Origin of the sequence: Rhodococcus sp. SG20037 (assembly GCF_031763325.1) — a bacterium.
In the GTDB taxonomy this organism is placed as follows: Bacteria; Actinomycetota; Actinomycetes; order Mycobacteriales; family Mycobacteriaceae; genus Rhodococcus_F; species Rhodococcus_F qingshengii.
The window spans coordinates 1,182,032-1,204,274 of record NZ_CP134497.1 but is presented as its reverse complement, the minus strand read 5'-3'; the positions used below and the strand labels follow the sequence as shown (position 1 = coordinate 1,204,274).

Here is a 22,243-nt window from a genome sequence, read left to right as displayed (position 1 = left end):
CCACAGCGACGCTCAGGACGACCGTCAGGGCCAGGACGTAGAAGAAGCTGCCCGAGAACGGAACTATGCCGAACACGGGGAACACAGCGTTCAGTACGGCCAGGTGCCAGATGAACAGCCCGTAGGACCAGCGTCCGATTGCCAACGCCAGCGGGCTCGCCAGGAATCGATGCTGCGATTGATCGCGCAGAACCAGTGGAGCGATCAACGAGAAGCTGATGATCGCGCCGAGTGCAATCTTGATCGCGTACTGCCACGGCTCCGGCCGCACCAGACCTTCGGGCCCGGCCAGATCGGTGCACGAGAGAACGAAGGCCACACACGCAACAAAAGTCAGGAGCACCCGCCGGTGCGCGAGGCGATGCATCCACGTCGACGGGCCCACGGCCAGCTCGGCCAGCACCATGCCTGCGCCGAACCACGGCAGGTAGCCCGGCAGCCAGTTGTCGTGGTGAATGGCGTCCGGAGTCGGGATCGGAATGAAAGCCCACGTCAGCGCCAACACTGACACCCCGAGCAGAAGCGGTAGCCGGAACCGGGCCGAGTTTCCGCGTAGTCGCACCATCAGATACGCGAACAGCGGCAGTAGTACATAGAACGCAACCTCGACCGACAGGCTCCACATCTGCGTGAGGCCCTCGGTGAGTGTCAACGGCACGAACACCTGCGCCAACCCGAGATTCGCCAGCCATACCTGGTAACCCCCGCCGGCTCCGGGCAGGAACAGCAGGATCAGCACCACCGCCACCCAGTACGCCGGCAGGATTCGCGTTGCACGCGAGATCCAATATCGGACCGTCGGCTGCGGTTGCCCGATTCCGCGGGCCTTTGCCGCGTGGGGGCGCCACAGGAGAAATCCGGACAAGGCAAAGAACACCGCTACGGCGAGATCGAGTCGACCGAACGCGCGCCCGATCGCGCCGGACTGCGCTTCACCGGTTTGGAACGCGACATGGGTGACGAGGACACCGAGCGCCGCCAATCCACGCATACCGTCCAATGCCGGAACGAAGCCCCGAGCCTGTGGCGGGACCGTCTGAGGGGAATTCGTGGAACTGATCATCACGGATAAGTGTGCACCCCAGGCCGATTGAGGGAAACCACCAGGGACTCACAACAAAATGCCTGGCCAATTCATGCCCTCATGCGACAAACCGGGCCGGTGGACTGTTAGTGTTCTGCCACACATGGTGTCCATCGGGGGCCCCATGCGATCTGCGCAGCTCATATTGTGCCGGTTGGGGAACCTCGAAAGACTTAACGGGTTAGGAGTCACAGCATGGCGGAACGCTCAGGGCCGAGCCGGATACTTCCTTGCATTCTGGTGGGCCTCGGTGCCTTCCTTTTGGCCATCGCCATCCTCATTCCTACCTACACGGTAGGCAAGCTGGAGAAGACGCCACTCGACCTCGAGGTGACCACCGTCGCCACAGGCACCGGTAGCGTCCTCAACTCGGCGGCCCTCCTCGCTGGTAAGGCGCAGGTCGACACCAACGTGCCGATCGTCGCTCAGCGCTACGTCACCACGCAGGACCCGTCCGACGCCGACATCATCACCGTCGAAGCCGGCCAGACCGTCCGTCGTACCGACAAGCAGGGCGACACCGGACTGCTGACCGCAACCCTGGACCGCGTCACGCTCGATCGCGTCAGCTCGATGCCGACCAACGATCCGGTCGGAACCGTCCAGACGTCCAGCGACCAGCCCGCCGAAGAAGTTTCCCGCGACGGTCTGCAGTACAAGTTCCCGTTCAACACGGAACAGAAGAGCTACCCCTACTTCGACCTGAACGCTCGCGCCACGAAGGACATCGACTTCGTCGAAGAGACCGAGATCAACGGTCTGAAGGTGTACCACTTCCAGCAGACGATCGATCCCGTCGACCTGTCGAAGGTCGTCAACTCCCCCACCAACAAGCTGAGCCTGCCCGCCGACACCTGGGGCGTTCCCGGTGGCGCTACTCCGATCACGATGACGCGTTGGTACACCAACGTCCGTGACCTGTGGGTCGAGCCCAAGACCGGCGTCGTCGTCAAGGGCCAGGAGCAGTTGCACCAGTACTACGGACGCAACAAGGACTCGGTCGACGTCGAGGTTCTCAAGGTCACGCTGCCCTTCGACGAAGCAACCATCGAGTACCAGGTCCAGCAGGCACGTGACGGCATGGACAAGCTCTCGCTGTTCGGCCGCACAGTCCCGATCGTGGCAGGTGTCCTCGGTGTCATCGCGCTGATCGCCGGTATCTTCCTCGGCATTCGCGGCGGCAAGGGCGGAACTCCGGCCCGCGCTGCACACGGCGGAACGAACCAGAATCCCAGCGGCCAGGGCTCGCCCGAGCCGGCTCCGGGTGAGCACGACTGGACCTCGGACGACACTCAGGTGATTCCGCGTCCGGATCTGCGCAAGGACTGATTCAGACAGTAAGCAGAGCGCCCCTTCCACACGGAAGGGGCGCTCTGCTGCGTTTCGGGGCTTTGTTGCCGGATCGGCGTACGGATTGGCGCAACGGGTCGTTCCCTCCGCGTGGTTGCGGGCTTAGCGTTTTCTGGAAGTCCAGACCACCCCGAACACGAGGAGCCACATGCCCGCATCAACAGTTCTGGGTTCGCACATCTGTGTCAGCGATCTGACGCGACGGAGATTTGTTGTCGGCACGGCTGCATTCTCCGGGCTGTTCGCCGCCGGTTGCGCGAGGTCCGCCGGTACCGAGGGCGATTCGGCCGGGATGCGCACGGTCACGACCTCGCTCGGAACCTACGACATTCCGGTGACACCGAAACGCGTCGTCGCCATCGACTCCCGACTCGACCTCGAACCAGCCGTTGCGATGGGCCTGCCGGTCATCGCGTACAGCTTCGACGCCGCCGAGCCGTGGGTTCCGGCCGATCCCACGGCACAGGTGTTCGAGGCACCGGTCAACGTCGAGGCAATTCTCGCGCTGGAACCGGACCTGATCATCTGCACCGACATCGGTGAGGCCTCCGACATGTGGCCGCTACAGCAGTTGAGCCAGACAGCGCCTGTGCTTCCGATGGACTTCACGCGCCCGTGGCGCGAGAACATCGATCAGCTGGCGAGTTGGCTGAATCGCACCGAGAACCCCGACGTCCGTCAGGTCATCGGAGCGTACGAGGACAAGGCAGCCGGATTGAAGGAACGCCACGCCCCGAGCTTGGCGAGCAAGCAGATCGTGCTGCTGAACTACGTGAATCAGAAGGTCAACGGCGTCAACCGCAAGGGCATCTCCACACAGGTGGCCGAAGACCTCGGCGTCCAACTCCAGTGGCCGGTCGAGGGACAGAAGGAGATCTCTACCGAAAACCTCGTGACTGCTCTCGACTCGGCCGACGGAATGATCGTCACCACCGCGCCCGGCGTGGATCCCGTCAGCAACGACCGCGCGATGTGGAACCGTATCCGCGCAGTACAAGGCGACAACGTCGTCTACACGGGCGGGAACATCAACTACGGATCCGTCTACACCGCGATGCGTACGCTCGACTACTTCGACGATTTGTTCACGCGTCTGGAGAACTGACGCCGGTGTGAGGTGCCGGCCGGGCGCGGTCGGCACTTCGCACTGCGGCGACGGACACCGACAACGCCGTCGTCGACGCAACCACCACGGCAACGCCGATCAACTCTCCCGGCGTCTTCGCCCACACCAGCATGACCGTCGCCTCCACAACCAGTCCTGCCCACGCCAGAAGGGCCACTCGCGTGCGTTCTGATGCGATTGCGGACAGCAAGGCACCCTGGAGTACCGCTAGCGCTGCACCGTGCAGGGCGAAGGCCCACAGCATCGGAGCCACGGCGGCGTACGCGTCGCCCACGAGCATCGGCACCAGCGGGCCGGCAACCGCCGCCCCCAGAACCAACACGGCGCCGATGCCGACGAGCACCGCCAACGCCGAGCGAACCGCTTGCGCCGAGTGCGCCGGATTCGCCATCTTCGGGTACAGCACGACGCCCACTGCCTGTGGCAGCCAGAACGCCACCTTCGTCGCGACGGCGCCGAGTGCGTAGACACCGGCGTCGTACTCACTGAGGACGACGCGGACGATCAGCAGGTCCAGCGAAGACAACGCGATCAACGCAAGCTGGACTTGTGACGCCGCGAGCACGGAGACGACGCCGATACGCACCGGACGGTCCTCGCTCACCGAGACGGTTCGGTCGACCACTCGAACTATCGCCACCAGCAACGCAGTTCCGGCCGCGCCGGCGACCAATGCCGCGCCTGCTCCGCCACCGAAAGCCAGAACGATCACTGCCGGAAGGACTTTCATCACCCCGGCTCCGGCCAGCACGGCACTGAGAGTGCCGAACCGACCGTGACCCTGCAACAACCCCTGCTCCGTTGCCAGTAGAACCAACATGGGCGCAGTCACCAATGCCGAGAACGACGCCACGATTCCGGTGTCGAGCAGCCACGCCATCGCCGGAGCGAGCGCCACCGCGAGGACGGCGACGATCGCGGTGCATCGATACCCCAACGACCGCAACGCATCTGTGCTCTTGCCACGCACCGCCTCGCGGGCGACCACCGTCTGCAACGCCAAAGCCGGAACCGCAAGTACCAACTGGGCGGCAAGCAGACTCGCGAACTCGCCGTAGCCGACCGGACCCAACCATCGGCTGGCCAACCATGCCAACAGGTACGACGCGACATTGGCCGTCATCGATCCCACCAAAACCATGCCGACCCCGGCCGCGGCGGCGCGATCGAGTGGTTGGCGAGGCATGGCAGTAATGATGCACCACGTATCGTGCGCGTCATGACAGTGCAAGCCGGATACCGCCGTTACCTGCCTGCGGCGTACAGCCTGGCGCTGGCACTGTTGATCCTCGGACCGCTGCTCGGCCCCGGCTACCTCCTGCTGCGCGACGCCGTCAGCACGCCGCGCTCGTACTTGACCGACTCCGCCCTCGGACTCACCGACGCCGCAGCCCGCGCCGTTCCCCAGGACGCGCTGATCGCAGCGTTGAGCACCGTGATCGACGGCGGACTGGTGGTCAAGTTCATCCTGCTCGTGGCGCTCTGGCTCGCCGGTTGGGGTGCGGCGCGCATGGTCGCCGTCCTGCTGCCGACGGCCGGTCTCGGTCCACAACTGGTCGCGTCGACGGTGATGCTCTGGAACCCCTACGTGGCCGAGCGCCTGTTACAAGGACATTGGAGCCTGCTGACCGGTTATGCCGCACTGCCGTGGATCGTGTGTGCCGGAATCGGAGTTCGCCGAGCCACGCCCGGGTCCTGGTGGGCGTTGGCCGCGTCACTGGCATACGCGGGTCTGACACCTACCGGCGCTCTGCTCGCTCTGACAGCCGCGCTGGTGGTGGTAGCCACCCCCGGAGGCCGAACCTCGGCCATGCGGCGTGTCTGCGGCGCTATCGGGCTGTTCCTCGTCGCCGCCTCGCCGTGGTTGGTCGCCACCTTCGTATCCGGAGCAGCAGGCGACGGTTCCGATCCAGCGGGAGTCGCCGCCTTTGCCGCCCGAGCAGAACCGGGACTCGCGACGCTCGGCAGCCTCGCCGGGCTCGGCGGTATCTGGAACTCGGCAGCGGTACCGTCCACGCGCACAACACTCTTCGCGTTGGTCGGAACAGTTCTTCTGCTTGTCGTGGTGTTTGCCGGTGTGCCCGCTCTGTGGCGCCGACGCCGGAATCCTGTTGTCGGTGGACTCGGACTACTGGCCCTGTTCGCGGTGCTCGCTCCGACCCTGGGCGCTACTCCGTGGGGGCTCGACGTCGGCCGATGGTCGGTCGAGGTGTTCACCGGCGCCGGTCTACTGCGTGACGCCCAGAAGTGGGTCGCGCTGGCCGTACCGTTCTACGCACTCGCTGCCGCCGCCGCGGTGATGTGGGCGGGCAATCGGTTCTCCCTTCCCCGCCCGACATTCTCGATCGCCGCCGTCGTGGTGACAATCGTGGCGCTACCGGATCTGGTGTGGGGCGTTGGCGGCGCGTTGAAGCCCGTGCACTATCCCGGGTCCTGGACCGTGGTGGCCGAGCAACTACGAGACGAAACCGGTGACGTTGCAGTGCTTCCCGCCGGGATGTTCCGCGCCTTCCCCTACAGCGGTGATGCGCCGGCACTGGATCCAGCACCACGCTTCCTACCCCTCGACGTGCTGCAGACCGGCCAACTGGTGGTTGCCGGTGGTGCTGTCGGCGGCGAGGGGACTCGGGCAACTCGGGTCGAGGACCTACTGCTGGCCGGCGGAAGTCCTACGCAGTTGGCCGATCTCGGAGTCGGATGGGTACTGATCGAGCGCGGGACACCAGGTCAACTCGGCAACTCGGCAACCACGCTCGACGGCTTGGAACAGGTCTTCGCCGACAACGATCTCGCGCTATTCCGAGTACCGGGAGACATTGCCACGCAGGAAGCCTCGACCAGTGCCCGAACTGCCGTCATCGCTGCGCATCTCGCGTGGGTCCTGATGGGTGCGATCGCGCTGATCTCAGTCGGACTGAACCAGAACCGAATTCGACTCGCGCGGCGCGGCCAGTCCTGAGACCCACCGACCGTCCTTGTGCGCGGTCAGCACCTCGAGCACTCCGGTGCCGGTCTGTTCCCAGGAGAACTCACCGGACCACACGCGAGCTTTCTCACCGAGCACCATGCGGAGTTCGTGGTCGCGGAGCAGAGTGCCGGCAGCCTGCGTCAGATCGGCGATGTCGCCCTCGCCGGCGTTCTCGCCCCCGACCAGAAGGCCCGTCACTCCGTCGACGATCGAGTCGGTCAGACCCTTCGAACTGCGGTAACCGATCGTCGGAACACCGTGCTGCGCAGCCTCGATGACCGCCAGGCCCCACCCTTCCTTCCGCGAAGGCATGAGGTGGATCCACGATTGCGCCAGCAGTTCGTGTTTGCGAGCCTCGTCGACGTGGCCGTAGAACGAGACGGCGTCACCGATCCCCAACTCGGCGGCGCGATCGCGCAGGTTCTGCTCCCACCAACCACCACCGATGACGTCGAGATGGATGTCCGGAAGCGTAGGCCGCAGGGCTGCGACCGCTTCGAGTGCGTCCTCGATCTGCTTGTGGGGCACCAGCCGTGAGAGAACCGAGATGGTGGGACGCTCGGCCCTGGTGATCGATCCACCCGCGTCGACGCCGACGGGGAGCCGATCGGCACCGTTACGCACCACGGCAATTCGTTCGCGCTCGACACCGAGGTCCACCAATTCTTCCGCTGAGGGAAGCGACACCGTCAGATACTGACTACGTCGATGGGTGCGCGGTGACAATCGCGATTCGACCCACCAGCCGATCCGGCCGACGAGCTTGCCTGCCACCGGCCACTGTTCACGATGGCAGTGATGGACCAGAAGCGTGACCGGCGCACCCGCCACGGTCTTGGAGAAGAAGGGGATGCCGTTCTGAGTGTCGATCACCGCGTCGGGGCGAATGCCCTTGAGCGATCCGAAACCCAGACGTCCGGCGGCAATGGCGGCCAGAGCGCGGGGGTACACGCTGAAACGTCCACCGGCCCGGCTGATCGTGATGCCGTCTCGAACCTCCGACGCGGGCGCCCCGGGATACGACGCCGTCCGCAGCGTCACCTTGATACCGCGCTCGGCCAACTGGGATCCGACCTGCTCGAGGTAACGCTCGCTTCCACCGCCCTGGGGATGCCCGGTATCGCGCCAGCAGAGCAACAGAACCTCGCGCACGTGCGTTACTCCCTGAGTTGGTCGGTGGCCACCCCGGTTCGGGCGATCCTGCGGGATGCCCCGCCTGACCGGCCGGTAACCCTGCCGAACACCCTAACTGTTCGAGCGTCCGTATTGCCGCGCTCCTGACGGTGTTCGTGGACCGGGTGCCCCAGTGGCTAAAGTTGCTACCCGTGACCAAGCCCGCAGTGACCCGCATTTTCGGCCGACGGGCAACCCTGAAACGCTCGTTCGGCCTGCTCAGCGACTTCCGCCACGAGCAGTCCGCGCCCGACATCTTCTACGGCGCGCTCGCGCGCGACTCCGTCGAATTGATCTCGGACCTGCACGAAGGTCACACCGGACGATCCCTCGACGGTCTCACCGTCCTCGACGTGGGCGGCGGTCCGGGCTATTTCGCGGAGGTCTTCCAGGCCGCAGGTGCCCGCTACATTCCCGTCGAACCCGATCCGTCGGAGATGCACGCAGCAGGTCTGACGGTGGGCGGCGCGGTGCGTGGATCCGGTTTGGCACTGCCGTTCCTGGACTCGTCCGTGGACATCTGCTTCTCCTCCAACGTGGCCGAACACGTCAGCGAGCCCTGGCTGATGGCCGAGGAAATGCTGCGCGTGACCAAGCCCGGCGGCTTGATGGTTCTCTCGTACACCGTGTGGTGGGGTCCGTTCGGCGGCCACGAAACCGGACCGTGGCACGCGCTGGGTGGCGAGTACGCAGCCAAGCGGTACCTACGCAAGACCGGACGCGAACCGAAGAACAGATTCGGGGTGTCGTTGTTCAAAGTCGGCGCCACGGACGGCTTACGCTGGGCCCGTGGAACCAGCCAGGGCACGTTGCTCGCCGCGATCCCGCGCTACCACCCGTCGTGGGCGTGGTGGATGGTCCGAGTCCCCGGTCTGCGGGAGTTCCTGGTGAGCAACCTCGTCGTGGTTCTCGAAAAGCGATAGCGACATGCGCCTCGCAGTCGACATCGGTGGTACCAAGATGGCTGCCGGGGTCGTGTCCGAGGACGGCCGCGTTCCCGTGTTCGACAGCGTTCCGACGCCGCAGACCGACCCGTGGGGATCCTGTGCGGCGCTGCTCGAACGAGTCGCAGACGGCCGAGAGGTCGACGGTGTCGGCATCGCGTGCGCCGGGCCGGTGGACACCGTCGCCGGCGTCGTCGCTCCCATCAACATCACCGAGTGGGCACAGGGATTCGAGCTCGTAGCGGGCGTCCGCAGCCTCTTTCCCGATGCCGGAACCGCCCTCGCCATGGACGGAGCCGCAGCGGCATTGGCGGAGTTCCACCACGGCGCCGGACGCGGAACCCCGAACCTCCTGAGCCTGGTCGTCTCGACGGGAATCGGCGGAGGAATCGTTCTCGGCGGTGAGATTGCTCGGGGTCGCACGGGGAACGCCGGTCACATCGGCCACATCGTCGTTCCAGGATCTGCCGAACCGTGCAGCTGCGGGGGCGTCGGCTGCCTCGAGACGGTGGCAAGTGGACCGTCCGCGGTGCGATGGGCTCGTAGCCAGGGCTGGTCGGGGAACACCGGCCGTGAACTAGCCGAGGGTGCACGCAGCGGCGACGCGATCGCCGTGGACGCGCTTCACCGTGCAGGCACGGCGCTCGGTGGTGCCATCGCCTCGGCGGCTGCCCTCCTGGACGTGGACCTCGCGGTGATCGGCGGCGGTTTCGCCCAGTCGGGTACACCGCTGTGGGAACCGATGCTCGACGCGGCTGCCCGACATGCCCGTTTGTCGTTCGTCGCCGGGCTCCGGATCGTTCCCGCCGAGCTGGGTGGCGCCGGAACTCTGACCGGTGCGGGCTTGCTCGCGCTCACCGCCGTTATCTGACACGCGTTCTTCCCCGATAAATCCGCAGGGAGTCCCACTAAACGGGTGCCACCTGTTCCCAATTTCTGTAACGTGTTTTAGTGTTCTGACTCACACCGTTACGGGCATTGCACGTGACGCCTACGGGAAGGAGGTGACCGTGAGCCCAGACGCTTCCTCATCTGACGTTGCCTCGACTGCTTCTTCGACCGATGAAACCGAGCATCACGCCCAGGTCGCCCGACCAAGCGATTCCCTCCGCGACACCGAAGACCTCCGTGAGCGCCTGGAACGGTGGATGGCCGGCAAGGTGCCGAGCGGATCCACTGTGACCGTCGCCGACGTCACCTTGCCCGCAGCCAACGGCATGTCCAGCGAAACCATCCTCTTCGACGCCACCTGGGACGGCGAACATCATCCCTTGGTCGCTCGGGTGGCGCCGACGGAATCGACCATGCCGGTCTTTCCTGCCTACGACCTCGAATCCCAGTTCCGCACCATGGCTCAGGTGCGCGAGCACTCGGCAGTGCCCGTACCCGCGGTGTACTGGTCGGAATCCGACCCGGACGCGTTGGGTGCGCCGTTCTTCGTGATGGAACGCATCTCCGGCGACGTGCCACCGGACGTCATGCCGTACAACTTCGGATCGTGGGTCACCGAAGCGTCACCCGAGCAGCGAAAGACCCTGCAGCGCAGCTCGGTCGACGTCCTGGCTCAGTTGCATGCCATCGACAAACCTGGTGAGCGTTTCGACTTCCTCCGACTCCCGAATTCGGGAACGACTGCACGAGAAGCATTCACGGCGCACATCGCCGAGCAGCGCGCGTACTACGAGTGGGTGGTCTCCGACGGGATCAGATCACCGCTCATCGAACGTGCCCTCGACTGGATCGAGGAGAACAATCCCGCGGACGATTCGCCGGCAGTGCTCTGTTGGGGCGACTCGCGCATCGGCAACGTCATGTACCAGGACTTCGCGCCGGTAGCCGTACTGGACTGGGAAATGGCAACTCTCGGCCCGCGGGAGATGGATCTGGGCTGGATGGCATTCCTGCACAGGTTCTTCGAGGACATCGCCGGACTGGCGAACCTACCCGGTCTTCCCGACTTCCTTCGACTGCCGGATCTCGCGCAGACCTACGCCGAGATCACCGGCCACACCCCACACGATCTGGAGTTCTACGTTACCTATGCCGCACTGCGTCAGGCGGTCATCATGTGGCGAATCCAGGCTCGCGCCATAGCTTTCGGCCAGTCACAGCGACCCGAAGACCCCGACGACATGATCATGCACCGCGCTTCGCTCGCCGCGATGCTCGACGGTACCTACTGGGAGAGGTTGGCCTGACATGCTCTCACCGATGGACGACTATCCCGTTCACCAGATCGCCGAACCGATCCGTCACGTAGCCACCTCGGATCGAAACTTCTACGACCGCTACTACTTCAACTGCTACCCCACCGAATCCCCCGACGTGTTCCTCATCGTCGGACTCGGCCAGTACCCCAACCTCGGCGTCATGGACGCCTTCGCGGTACTGCGCCGCGGTGACGACCACATCGTTGCTCGTATGTCGAAGGCTCTGGGCGCCGACCGCACCGACACCACCGTCGGGCCTTTGCGCATCGAAGTGCTCGAAGGGCTGCAGAAGCTCCGCGTCGTCCTCGAACCGGGCAGCGAATACGATCTCTCCTTCGACATCACCTTCGATGCCACCATCCCCGCGGCGCTCGAGCCCAAGCACTTTCGCCGTCAACTCGAACGAGTCACGTTCGACACCTCACGCTTCCTGCAGACCGGCACGTGGACCGGATCGCTCACCGTCGACGGGGAGGACTTCGCGATCGACCCGAAGACGTGGCGAGGTAACCGCGACCGCTCGTGGGGTGTGCGTCCGGTCGGTGAAGCCGAACCGCAAGGCAGACGCGCCGTCGACGGAATCCAGAACTTCTTCTGGATCTACGCGGTCATGCAGTTCGACGAGTTCACGATCTCGGTGATCATGCAGGAAGACGAGCAAGGCAGGCGCATCGTCGAAGAAGCCATGCGAGTGTGGCCGGACGAAGCCAGGGACAACGAATGGCTCGGCCGACCCGAACACGAACTGACGTTCTGCCCCGACACCCGCGACGTCACCGGAGCGACCATCACCTTCCACCGGCCAGGCGGTGAAGTCCTCACCGTCGCCTGCGAACTGCTGCTGGCCAACTACATCGGAATCGGCACCGGCTACGGGCTCGAACAGGACTGGCGTCACGGAATGTGGCAGGGCGAACTCGTCGTACAAGGGCTCCGCCACAAGGTCCACGAGATCGAACCGTTCCAACGCATGTTCTCCCCCGTCGACAACCTCGCGTCCTTCACGCTCACCGAAGGCACGAACACCAACACCGGCACCGGTCTTTTCGAGGTAGCCGCCATCGGACCGCACGAGAAATACGGATTCACCAGTTTCACCGACACCGCACAGGCAGACGACGCGTATGCCCTCGCGGCGACCGACAACACCGAGGAATGAATTGATGACTGACTACGACAAGCTCTACATCGGTGGAGCATGGGTGGCCCCGGCCACCGACCAGGTACTCGAAGTGTTCTCTCCCGCAACGGAGGAGCGCGTCGGCAGCTGTCCCATCGCAGCACCGGCAGACATCGACGCGGCCGTGTCCGCAGCCCGCGCGGCGTTCGAGGGACCGTGGTCACGCACCACCCCCGCCGAGCGCGGCGCGATCCTCGCCAAGGCCGCCAAGCTGATCGAAGAGCGCAGCGCGGAGATCAACCAGCTCATCTCCAACGAGATGGGCCAGCCGCCCGCCATGGTCGGCATGATGCAGCAGACCCCGTCGATGGCGACGCTGGGCTACTACGCCGAGCTGGCCGACAAGTTCGCGTGGGAAGAGAAGCGCACCGGCGCATTCGGGCAGACCAAGGTGACCCGTGAGCCCGTCGGCGTCGTCGCCGCCGTGCTGGCCTGGAACGTCCCGCTGTTCCTGGCGATCAACAAGCTGGCCCCCGCACTGCTCGCCGGCTGCACCGTACTGCTCAAGCCCGCACCCGAATCCCCTCTCTCCGTCCACGTGATCGCCGAGATCTTCACCGAGGCAGGTGTTCCCGAAGGCGTCATCTCCGTGCTCCCCGGCGGAGCCGAGACCGGCGAATATCTGGTCTCTCATGCGGGCATCGACAAGATCACGTTCACCGGATCCAGTGCCGTCGGCCGCAAGATCGGTGCCATCGCCGCACAGAACCTAAAGCGCTGCTCCCTCGAACTGGGTGGCAAGTCCGCCGCGATCATCCTCGAGGACGCCGACATCGCCGCCGGAATGCCGATGCTCGTCATGTCCGGCCTGATGAACACCGGCCAGGCCTGTGTCGCTCAGACCCGAATCCTCGCTCCCCGTTCGCGTTACGACGAGGTCATCGAGGGAATGAAGACCGCGGCAGGCTTCATGACCGTCGGCGATCCGTCCGATCCCGCAGCACAACTCGGCCCGCTGATCTCCGAGAAGCAGCGCGAGCGCGTCGAGGGTTACATCGCCAAGGGTAAGGAAGAAGGCGCGCGCGTCGTACTCGGTGGTGGACGCCCCGCCGGCCTGGACAAGGGCTGGTACGTCGAGCCGACGATCTTCGCCAACGTGGACAACTCGATGACCATCGCACGCGAGGAGATCTTCGGACCCGTTCTCTCGGTGATCCCGTACGACTCCGAGGACGAGGCCATCAAGATCGCCAACGATTCGGATTACGGCCTCGCCGGATCGGTGTGGACCACCGACATCGATCACGGACTCGAAGTTGCCGCGCAGATCCGCACGGGTACCTACGCGATCAACTGGTACGCCTTCGATCCCGGATCGCCGTTCGGTGGTTACAAGAACTCCGGTATCGGGCGCGAGAACGGACCTGAGGGCCTCGAAGCCTTCTGCGAGACCAAGTCCGTACTCATGCCGCCCGGCTACGTGGGCTGACCCACCCGGGAGTTGGCACCCTTTGCTGACAGTTGGCACCCGTTCCGACCTGCCGGAACGGGTGCCAGCCCCATGAAATGGGTGCCAACTCCCAGCGAATCCACAGATCCACCCGGTACCGTCGAAAACGAATCAGTCATCTCACAAAGGACATTCATATGCTCACCAACGCCATCAACGCTTTCCTCGCACTCTGGGGCAGCGCCTCCGTCGGCAGCAGTGGATACCAGATCCCGCCGGGAACCCTTCCCTTCGGTTCCTGAGACAGGACAACAGAACCCGCTGAGCGCACTTCGCGCCCAGCGGGTTCTCTGCTTTACCGACCCGGTATCTACCGGTCCAGAACGTGATCCACCAATCGATCCTCGTGACCGGAGACCAAGGCCTCGGCATCACCGGCGTCCACATGACCGAACCAGGTGCCACCGGGGTTCGCGATCACCAACGGGCCCAGGTTGCACGGGCTCAGACAACCGGTTCCGGTCACCTTTGCCGAAGTGCCTTTGGCCGCCGCGCTCATCGCCCGGTGCAACGGTCCTGCTCCGTACGCCATACAGCGAGGGCCCTTGCACACCAACAGATGCCTATCGTGCTGCTCGATCACGGACCAAGCCGGACTGCGATACGACGCCGGACTCGCGGCGATCGGCTTTCCCGCCGAGTCGAGTTCGTCGATCAACTGCGCGGCCACCGCACCTTCGAGCGTTTCCGATTCGTGGAGCGTCACTTCCAGTTCGGCGTCGATCCGGGTTTCGCGCCAGTTCGCAACCGCCTTGCTTGTCCACGTGAGCAGGTACCGATCCCTCGGCACCGCAACTGGAATCAACACGACCTTGTCGACGTCATCGACATGGGCTCGATCGAGTTCCTCGTGAAGGCTCGGCGAAGCGACATCGAGGTACGCAACGCGAACGTCGGCGTCGGTGCCGGCCCGAACAGCGTCGAACATCCGTCGCGCGGCCGACTCGTCGAGGCCGCTGACGGTCGGCCGTAAGACGACAATCACCCGACGCGAGCACCGGTTGTTGCTCATGACGACGGCGCGGTTGTCCAGTCGATGCTGCTCGACGGAGCAAGCCCGAACTCTTCGATCTTCGCGCGCAACTCTTCCGCGCCGTAGATATTGGGGAACCCACTGGTGAACATGGCGAGCGGGAGTACGACGAAACGGTTCTGCTTGACTGCGTCGAGATCGCGTAGGCCTTCTCGGCTCTTGATCGCGTCGATCTTGCCCTGTACTTCGTCGGCACTCTTCTTGTAGTCCATGATCACGATGATGTCGGGTTCTGACTTCGCGACGGTCTCCCAGCTCGCTTTGAACCAGGTGTTGTCGACGTCGGCGAACACATTGGTTCCCCCGGCGACGTCGATGATTCCGTTGGGGGCTCCGTTGCCTCCGCTGGTGTACAGATCTTCTTCACCGCTGTCGTAGATCAGCACCTTCGGCTTGTCGGCGGCATCTGGCGCGGACTCCAGACGTGCCAAACGCGAATCCAATTCGGTCAATGCCTCGTCGGCGGTGTCCTCGGTTCCGAACAGCTTTCCGTAATTGGTCACGTCCGCACGAAGGGCATCCCACGGACCCATCGTGCCGAGCGCGGAATCCGCTGCGGCACTCTGCCGACAACTATCGGAGATCACATATGCATCGATGTTGTTGCTCTGCAGCGATTCCGGCGTCACACCGGAGGCGCCCTTGAACAAGCCACTGTAGGAGCCGACCACCAGGTCCGCCTGCTTACCCAGAATCGTCTCCATCGTGATCGTTCCGTCCAGGTGTGGGACGTCGGCGATTCCGGGACCGAACATCGAGTCCATGACCTCGTCGTTGTTCGTGTTCAACACGACGGCAGCGAGACGATCCAGACCGCCGACTCGGAGAATGGTACCGATATTGGCCGCATTGCTTGTGGCAACAACCTTTTCGATCGGAAGCTGGAAAGTGCTTTCCGTTCCGCAGTTCTCCAGCGTGACCGAAGTCTTGTCCGCGGCTTCGTCGACGGGCGCGGTTGCCGAGCATCCGGACACGGCCAACAACGCTGTCGCGGCTACAACCGCACCGAACGACGCGCGGGTCTTTACGTGTATCAAAGTGCACTCTCCGAAAATGTGTGTTGTGGTTGAGAATTTCGTGATTCGAATACGAGGTGTGAACGGCCTGTCGCGGGGTTCACGAGTTCGAAAGTCTCGACGCCGAAAACAGTTGCCACCACCGAGGTGGTGAGTACGTCGGATGGATGTCCGAACGCCCTGGCCACTCCATCCGCGAGCACGAGCACCCGATCGCACACTGCCGCAGCCAAATCGAGGTCGTGCAGTGCCATGATCACCGTCCGGTCCAACGACCGGACCAGATCGAGCAGTTCGAGTTGATGCCGGATGTCGAGATGATTGGTCGGCTCGTCGAGGATGAGCACACCGGCGTCCTGCGCGAGACCTCGGGCGAGAAACACCCGCCGACGCTCACCGCCGGAAAGCGTGTCCATCGAAGAGAACCGGTGCTCGATCATTCCGACCTCGCCCAGAGCACGATCGACGACGGCATTCTCGTGCTTTCCACCGACGCTCCAGGGCTTTGCATGTGGTGTGCGGCCCAGACTCACGTACTCGTGAACCAACAAATCGGCGGGACTCTGCTCTTCCTGCGCCACAAAGGAAATGGCTTTGGCCCGCGACCGCGCGGGCATCGCGTGCACGGAGTCGCCGCCGACACGAATGTCACCGCCGGCGATCGGCCCGAGACCGGCGAGAGCACGCAAGAACGTCGACTTGCCCGATCCGTTCGGACCGACGACGCCGACTACTGCACCGGCGTCGGCCGCGATGTCGACGCCTTTGACGATGGTTCGACGGTCGATGCGGACAACTACTCCGGACGCGGTCAGCGCCAGGGCTCGGGCGCTCACGAACTGCCACCGAATCGGTAGCGCCGACGGCCGAGAAGCAGGAGAAACAGCGGGGCCCCGATCACCCCGGTCACCACGCTCAGCGGGATCTCGGTCGGCCGCAACGAGGTCCGCGCCACGACGTCGACCCACACCAGGAAGGACGCGCCGATCAGTGCTGCCGCCGGTAACACCACTCGATGTCTGGCTCCGACAAGCATGCGTGTGACGTGCGGTATGACCAGGCCTACGAAGGCAATCGCGCCGGACACCGCAACCATCGTGCCGACCAAGGCTGCCAGCACGCCGAACAGCACGTTTCGCAGGGTTCGGATGGGAATACCGAGCGAAGCCGCGACGTCCGGTCCGGCCGCCAGCGCGTCCAGCCAACCGTGCAGCGCGAACACCGCTGCCGTCAGCAGGAACACAACGATGACCGGCGCCCACAACTTGTCCCAGGATGCCCCGGCCAAACTTCCCAGGAGCCAGAACAATACGGACTGCGCGGCCTGGGAATCATTGGTACGCAGCACCAGAAAACTCGCGATCGCCGACAGGGCGGATGCGGTAACGGTTCCGGTCAGAACCAATCGCAGTGGAGTGATACCGCCTTGCAGCGTCGCGATGGTGAAGACGAGAATCGCAGCTCCCAACGCCCCGATCATCGCGCCGAAACTGAGCGCCCACACTCCCGCGCCGGCGAACAGTCCGGTGGTGATGACGGCGGTGGCACCGACACTCGCGCCGGACGACACTCCCAGCAGGTGGGGATCGGCAAGAGCGTTACGGACGAGGGTTTGCACCACCGCGCCGGCGACGGCAAGACCAGCGCCGACGGCCAGACCGAGCAGTACCCGAGGTGCTCTGATCCCCCACACGATCGCAAGTTCGGAACGCGTGACGGGTGGGCCTCCGAAGCGCGAGTGCACCACGTCCACCACAGTGGACACGGGGAGCATCTCGGATCCGAATGCCAACGCGCACACAGCAGAGAGCACGGCGACGACCAGCAGAGCGGGCAGCACGATACCCGGACTGAGCCGTCCTCGCGGCGCACCAGCCTTCGGCGAAAGCAGGTGGGTAGGTGGAGACAGAGCTCCGCCAACAGCATTCATGGTGTGACCGATCCATCCTCGTGGCATGACACAACGTCAACGAGGGTGGTATCTGGCTACGGTCGACGCAGGGACGACCTCACAGTGGCGGGACCGCGCCGGAATTGCACCGACTTCCCATTACCTCGATGATGACGTCAGAACCATAACGGACCGCGGTCACCATTCTCGACACCGGATCAAGGTTGCGACCCGATCATCGATCTCGCGTGCCGTACGACGGCTTCCGTTCGCACTCGAAGTTCTTCGGGTGAATCCGATTCCAGCACAACCCGATGCACCTGACTGTCCACGGCAGTCACGGTCAGCCGCGATGTCAGCAACGCATCCTCCGCACTGAAACCGTGGCTCTGGAGGCACTCCGAAAAGCCTAGTACCAGTTGACGATTCATTTCTTCGACCTGCTCGATGAGCTCACGCGTACGCGGAACCTGATCGTAGAGCAGGTGAAAGAACTCTCGCGGCTTACTGTTCACTTCGACCGCGCACTCCACCAACATCCGGACGGCCTCGTCCGGGGAGAGCTCACGCTCGACGATGTCGGCAAGGCAGAGCGCAAAACTCTCCCGCGCAGCACTCACGTGACGGTTCGCCAACTCCGAGAGGATCTCGTACTTGTCGCCGAAATACTGGTAGAGCGAGCCCACCGACACCCCTGCTTCGTCAGCGATCCGGTTGGTGGTCGCTGCCATGGCTTCCGAAGCGAAAACGCGAGTAGCTGCCTCCAGGATCGCGTCGTAGGTAGCCCTCGAGCGCTGCTGGGAGGGCCTTTTCCGCCGAGTCGACACGGTCCTCCGATGCGAGTTGTCAGCCGCGACGCCGATACCGAGAATTGTGTAGGTGACCAGCGCCGATTACTCGAAGTTTATGCCCGACCGGTACACCGACCACATGCCGGCGCCGACCCCGACGTGGTGGGAGTGGAACGGCAACACCGTCCACGTCGCACGGGCCGTGGTTCCAGACGCGCCGGTTCGTGTTCTCGGCATCCACGGCGCCGGCGGCTACTCGGGCGCGTTGTGGCCGTTCGCCGGGATCGGCGTGAAACTCGGAGCCGAAGTCCTCTTCCCTGACCTTCCGCTGTACGGCGACACCGTCGTAGCCGATCCCGCCGGCGTCCGGTACGAGCAGTGGGTCGATCTCCTCTGCGATCTCGTCCGGGCCGAGAAGGCAGCCGACGATCGGCCGCTGGTGTTGTTGGGAGCCAGCATCGGCGGTCTGCTGGCCTACGAGGTAGCCGCGCGGACCGGTCTGGCCGACGCCGTCGTCGCTACCTGCCTGCTCGATCCCTCGGATCCATCGGCCAGAGCTGCCGCGGCGCGGTTCGGCCCGATGGGTGTCTACGGCGCTCCCCTGATGCGGCGCACCGAACGACTGGTGGGCCGTATCCGCGTGCCCATCCGTTGGGTCGCCGACGTGGCGAACATGAGCAGCAATCGGGAGCTCGCAACGCTGTGCGCAACCGATCCGCGCGGTGGCGGTGTTCGGGTGCCACTCGGATTCCTCAGCAGCTACTTCTCGTTCGAGCACACCGCACCCGAAGCATTTCGGACGACGCCCGTTCTGCTCACCCACCCGGCCGACGACCGATGGACGCCACCCGAACTGAGCCTGCAGTTCCTCCGCCGCATCAACGCACCCACCGAATTCGTGATGCTGGACGGGTGCGGGCACTTTCCCGTCGAAGAGCCGGGCCTGACGCAGTTCCACGACGCCGTCGCCACACTGCTGCACTCCGTCGCCGAGCGTCACCGCACGAAACCGTCGTCACCCGCCTAGCCTGAGAATCGTGAGCACCGAAACGGAAGCATCGGCCGACGAGAGCACCACGACAGTCGTACTGGCGTTTGCGGCGAACGCGCTGATCGCCGGTGCCAAGACGGCGGCCGCCATCGTCACCGGATCTGCATCGATGGTCGCAGAGGCCACCCACTCCTGGGCCGATACCGGCAACGAAGTGCTGCTGCTGATCGCGAACCGCCGCTCGAAAAGGGTTCCCGACCGAGACCAGCCACTCGGCTACGGCCGGGAGGCATACATCTGGTCGATGTTCGCCGCTCTCGGACTGTTTGCACTCGGCGCGGGTGTCTCGATCACCCACGGCATCCAGGAACTGTTCCATTCCGAACCGGCCTCCGACTTCGGTGTCGCCTACGCCGTCCTCGGCGTCTCGTTCATCCTCGAAGGCATCTCGTTCCGGCAGGCGTACAAACAACTCCGAAACGAAGCGTCCGCCGTGAACCGCGACGTCATGACCCAGGCACTCAACACATCCGACCCGACGACTCGGGCCGTGTTCGCCGAAGATGCTGCGGCACTTATCGGTTTGGTCATCGCGTTCGTCGGTGTTCTGTTGCACCAGGTCACCGGTTCACCCATCCCCGACGCCCTCGGCTCCATCTTCGTCGGCATTCTCCTCGGGATCATCGCAATCATCCTGATAGATCGGAACCGCCGCTTCCTGGTCGGCGAAGAGGCCTCACCGACGCTGCGGGCAGCAGCCGTCGAAGCTCTCACCCAACTGCCCGAGATCAACCGAATCACGTTCCTGCGTATGGAATACCTCGGGCCGCGACAGGTCTACCTGGTGGCCAGCGTCGATCTGGTCGGTGACTACGCGGAATCCCGAGTGGCCCACACGTTGCGCGAACTCGAACGCTCACTCGAGCAGAGCCCACGCGTCGTGCGGGCGATCCTGACCCTCTCGACGCCTGAAGAACCGTCGATCGCAGTCTGAACTTCCGGCTGGGCGATAGGCTCTTTCGATGCGCGCACTGATCGTGATTCTGATGGTTCTGGGATTTGTAGTCGGGGGAATTCCCCTGGTGGGCATTGCGATCGACATGTTGACCAGTCGTGACGACACCATTGTCTATCAGGGTGCGTACGAACCGATCCGGGGTGTGCAGATGAGTCGCGACTACGAGTCGAGCCTGGACATCTCCTACATGGCGCTCCCAGACAAATCGCCCGAGTGGTTGATTCTCGCCTGCTACCCCCTGATCGGAGCAGCACTGGGCGCTCTGACGGCGGCCGTACTGGGACGTCTCGGGTGGCGCCTGACACGCGCCTGAGCAGACGCCGATGGCCACCCGTCGTCTACACGAGGGGTGGCCATCCGAGGAATACGTTCAGATGTACATCGCAGGATCGATGTAGCTGTTCGGGTCCACCAGTTTTTCCTTTGTGGTCCGTGGCCGCGCCACCGCCGGGATACCCGTCGCGATGGATTCGGCCGGAACATCTCTGGTGACAACGGCATTGGCGCCGATAGCGCTACCTTCACCGATGACGACAGGTCCGAGGATCTTGGCACCAGCGCCGACGGTGACCCGGTCTCCCAGCGTCGGGTGACGCTTGACCTGCTCGAGCGAGCGACCACCGAGAGTGACGCCGTGATAGAGCATCACGTCGTTACCGACCTCGGCCGTCTCCCCGATCACGACGCCCATGCCGTGATCGATGAAAAACCGCCGACCGATGGTGGCACCGGGATGAATCTCGATGCCGGTGACGAAGCGTGTCAGCTGCGAGAGCACTCGCGCCGGGCCGCGTAGCGCAGGGACGGCCCACATGCGATGCGCAACCCGATGTGCCCAAATGGCATGCAGCCCTGAATAAACGAGCGCGTTCTCCACATTGCTGCGCGCGGCAGGATCCTGACCGCGCGCAGCCTGCAGGTCCTCGCGAATTGTCCCGAGGATACTCACAAGTCTCAGTCCCGGATGTGTTCGAACAGCGGGGTGGAGATGTAACGCTCGCCGAAGTCGCACACGACAGCCACGATCAGCTTGCCGGCGTTTTCCGGACGCTTCGCCAACTCGAGTGCTGCCCAGACGATGGCGCCGGACGAGATGCCGCCCAGGATGCCTTCCTTGGTACCGAGTGCGCGAGCGACCTCGATGGAATCGGGGAACGAGACGTCGATGATCTCGTCGTAGATCTCGCGATCGAGGACGTCGGGCACGAAGTTCGCGCCGATTCCCTGGATCTTGTGGGGGCCGGGCTGGCCACCGTTGAGGATCGGCGAGTCGATGGGCTCGACGCCCACGATCTTGACCTCGGGCTTGTACTTGCGAAGGGTGCGTCCGACGCCGGTGATAGTGCCGCCGGTGCCGATGCCGGACACGAAGATGTCGACGGCGCCGTCGGTGTCGGCCCAGACCTCTTCGCCCGTCGTTGCCTCGTGGATGGCCGGGTTGGCCGGGTTCGCGAACTGGCTGGCCGAGACGGCGTTCTCGGTCTGCTCGACGATTTCCTTGGCCTTGGCGACCGCACCGGCCATGCCCTCGGATCCCGGGGTCAGCACGATCTCGGCGCCGTAAGCACGCAGCATCACGCGACGCTCGGTGGACATGGTCTCGGGCATGGTCAGGATGACCTTGTAGCCGCGAGCAGCACCGACCATGGCGAGTGCGATACCCGTGTTACCGCTGGTTCCCTCGACGATGGTGCCACCGGGCTTGAGTGCACCGGACTTCTCGGCGGCGTCGATAATCGCCACGCCGATCCGGTCCTTGACGCTGTTGGCCGGGTTGTAGAACTCGAGCTTGACGGCGACCTGTGCGTCCAGGCCCTCGGTCAGACGGTTGAGCCGCACGATCGGGGTGCGCCCGACCAATTCGGTCACGTTGTTGTAGATCCCGCTCATATCTGGTCCTCCTGAGGATCGAGTGTGTCGACCCGCTCGCTGATCACTGCTTTACGGCTGAACTGCATAACGGCTGAACTGCTTAACGGCTACAGGCAAGGGCATACAGACGACCGATGCCGCATCGG

At 64.3% G+C, this 22,243-nt stretch carries 20 protein-coding genes, 1 pseudogene and 1 riboswitch; of the genes and pseudogenes, 11 read left to right on the top strand and 10 right to left on the bottom strand.

Annotation, left to right across the window (positions count from 1 at the left end; translation table 11 throughout):
- Positions 1–13: 13 nt before the first annotated feature.
- A pseudogene (locus RHP72_RS05530) lies at positions 14–1,063 on the bottom strand (acyltransferase family protein); the annotation flags it as partial.
- A 216-nt stretch (positions 1,064–1,279) separates the two neighbouring features.
- Between RHP72_RS05530 and RHP72_RS05525 the strand changes: the two are divergent.
- Complete coding sequence (locus tag RHP72_RS05525) at positions 1,280–2,413, top strand: DUF3068 domain-containing protein (protein ID WP_209448369.1); 1,134 nt, start codon at positions 1,280–1,282, stop codon at positions 2,411–2,413.
- Between the two features lie 169 nt (positions 2,414–2,582).
- Positions 2,583–3,539 (top strand): ABC transporter substrate-binding protein, encoded by a 957-nt coding sequence (locus RHP72_RS05520; RefSeq protein WP_058039145.1) that lies wholly within the window; start codon positions 2,583–2,585, stop codon positions 3,537–3,539.
- Here RHP72_RS05520 and RHP72_RS05515 read toward each other — a convergent pair.
- Complete coding sequence (locus RHP72_RS05515) at positions 3,520–4,746, bottom strand: lipopolysaccharide biosynthesis protein (protein ID WP_007734534.1); 1,227 nt, start codon at positions 4,744–4,746, stop codon at positions 3,520–3,522. The genes RHP72_RS05520 and RHP72_RS05515 overlap by 20 nt on opposite strands.
- Before the next feature lie 33 nt (positions 4,747–4,779).
- Between RHP72_RS05515 and RHP72_RS05510 the strand changes: the two genes are divergently transcribed.
- On the top strand, positions 4,780–6,519 hold the full coding sequence (locus RHP72_RS05510) for a hypothetical protein (RefSeq protein ID WP_311094441.1): 1,740 nt from the start codon (positions 4,780–4,782) through the stop codon (positions 6,517–6,519).
- On the opposite strand, the gene RHP72_RS05505 is transcribed toward RHP72_RS05510, so the two are convergent.
- Entirely contained in the window at positions 6,466–7,680 is a 1,215-nt protein-coding gene (locus tag RHP72_RS05505) for a glycosyltransferase family 4 protein (protein WP_058039147.1), read from the bottom strand. The two genes, RHP72_RS05510 and RHP72_RS05505, sit on opposite strands and share 54 nt — an antisense overlap.
- 173 nt (positions 7,681–7,853) lie before the next feature.
- Here RHP72_RS05505 and RHP72_RS05500 point away from each other — a divergent pair, with 173 nt between their 5' ends.
- From RHP72_RS05500 to RHP72_RS05480, 5 genes are all read left to right on the top strand, one after another.
- On the top strand, positions 7,854–8,624 hold the full coding sequence (locus RHP72_RS05500) for a class I SAM-dependent methyltransferase (protein ID WP_311094440.1): 771 nt from the start codon (positions 7,854–7,856) through the stop codon (positions 8,622–8,624).
- A 4-nt stretch (positions 8,625–8,628) separates the two neighbouring features.
- On the top strand, positions 8,629–9,516 hold the full coding sequence (locus tag RHP72_RS05495) for an ROK family protein (RefSeq protein ID WP_118602740.1): 888 nt from the start codon (positions 8,629–8,631) through the stop codon (positions 9,514–9,516).
- Between the two features lie 139 nt (positions 9,517–9,655).
- Positions 9,656–10,843 carry a phosphotransferase family protein gene (locus RHP72_RS05490; RefSeq protein WP_007734522.1) on the top strand — a complete coding sequence of 396 codons (1,188 nt, stop codon included), beginning with the start codon at positions 9,656–9,658 and terminating at the stop codon, positions 10,841–10,843.
- Position 10,844: 1 nt separating this feature from the next.
- The gene (locus RHP72_RS05485; protein WP_042452600.1) at positions 10,845–12,014 is read left to right on the top strand and encodes a hypothetical protein; all 1,170 of its coding nucleotides are present in this window, start codon (positions 10,845–10,847) and stop codon (positions 12,012–12,014) included.
- Between the two features lie 4 nt (positions 12,015–12,018).
- Positions 12,019–13,464: an aldehyde dehydrogenase gene (locus RHP72_RS05480; protein WP_311094438.1), complete on the top strand. Its 1,446-nt coding sequence runs from the start codon at positions 12,019–12,021 to the stop codon at positions 13,462–13,464.
- 331 nt (positions 13,465–13,795) lie between these two features.
- Here RHP72_RS05480 and RHP72_RS05475 read toward each other — a convergent pair whose 3' ends face one another.
- From RHP72_RS05475 to RHP72_RS05455, 5 genes are all read right to left on the bottom strand, one after another.
- A complete protein-coding gene (locus tag RHP72_RS05475) occupies positions 13,796–14,497 on the bottom strand; it encodes a (2Fe-2S) ferredoxin domain-containing protein (RefSeq protein WP_064688528.1) in 702 nt (233 codons plus the stop codon).
- Positions 14,494–15,555: an ABC transporter substrate-binding protein gene (locus RHP72_RS05470; protein ID WP_311094437.1), complete on the bottom strand. Its 1,062-nt coding sequence runs from the start codon at positions 15,553–15,555 to the stop codon at positions 14,494–14,496. The genes RHP72_RS05475 and RHP72_RS05470 overlap by 4 nt, the downstream gene beginning before the upstream one ends.
- Positions 15,552–16,370, bottom strand: a complete 819-nt coding sequence (locus RHP72_RS05465; RefSeq protein ID WP_064074124.1) for an ABC transporter ATP-binding protein — start codon at positions 16,368–16,370, stop codon at positions 15,552–15,554. The genes RHP72_RS05470 and RHP72_RS05465 overlap by 4 nt, the downstream gene beginning before the upstream one ends.
- On the bottom strand, positions 16,367–17,374 hold the full coding sequence (locus RHP72_RS05460) for an iron ABC transporter permease (RefSeq protein ID WP_007734507.1): 1,008 nt from the start codon (positions 17,372–17,374) through the stop codon (positions 16,367–16,369). Before RHP72_RS05460 ends, RHP72_RS05465 begins: the two co-directional genes overlap by 4 nt.
- A 115-nt stretch (positions 17,375–17,489) precedes the next feature.
- Positions 17,490–17,637: riboswitch (cobalamin riboswitch) on the bottom strand.
- A 6-nt stretch (positions 17,638–17,643) separates the two neighbouring features.
- Positions 17,644–18,252 carry a TetR/AcrR family transcriptional regulator gene (locus tag RHP72_RS05455; RefSeq protein ID WP_081557423.1) on the bottom strand — a complete coding sequence of 203 codons (609 nt, stop codon included), beginning with the start codon at positions 18,250–18,252 and terminating at the stop codon, positions 17,644–17,646.
- Positions 18,253–18,304: 52 nt separating this feature from the next.
- Here RHP72_RS05455 and RHP72_RS05450 point away from each other — a divergent pair, with 52 nt between their 5' ends.
- Genes RHP72_RS05450 through RHP72_RS05440 form a run of 3 tightly spaced genes read left to right on the top strand, consistent with a single transcriptional unit; the run spans position 18,305 to position 20,538 of the window.
- Positions 18,305–19,243: an alpha/beta hydrolase gene (locus tag RHP72_RS05450; RefSeq protein ID WP_007734503.1), complete on the top strand. Its 939-nt coding sequence runs from the start codon at positions 18,305–18,307 to the stop codon at positions 19,241–19,243.
- A 10-nt stretch (positions 19,244–19,253) separates the two neighbouring features.
- Positions 19,254–20,201, top strand: coding sequence for a cation diffusion facilitator family transporter (locus RHP72_RS05445; RefSeq protein ID WP_214924770.1), 948 nt, complete (start codon positions 19,254–19,256; stop codon positions 20,199–20,201).
- Positions 20,202–20,229: 28 nt separating this feature from the next.
- Positions 20,230–20,538: a hypothetical protein gene (locus tag RHP72_RS05440; RefSeq protein WP_007734501.1), complete on the top strand. Its 309-nt coding sequence runs from the start codon at positions 20,230–20,232 to the stop codon at positions 20,536–20,538.
- Positions 20,539–20,595: 57 nt separating this feature from the next.
- Here the strand turns inward: RHP72_RS05440 and epsC are convergent, their stop codons facing one another.
- Positions 20,596–21,174, bottom strand: a complete 579-nt coding sequence (gene epsC / locus RHP72_RS05435) for a serine O-acetyltransferase EpsC (protein ID WP_003945907.1) — start codon at positions 21,172–21,174, stop codon at positions 20,596–20,598.
- 5 nt (positions 21,175–21,179) lie between these two features.
- On the bottom strand, positions 21,180–22,115 hold the full coding sequence (gene cysK, locus RHP72_RS05430) for a cysteine synthase A (RefSeq protein ID WP_003945916.1): 936 nt from the start codon (positions 22,113–22,115) through the stop codon (positions 21,180–21,182).
- Positions 22,116–22,243 lie beyond the last annotated feature (128 nt).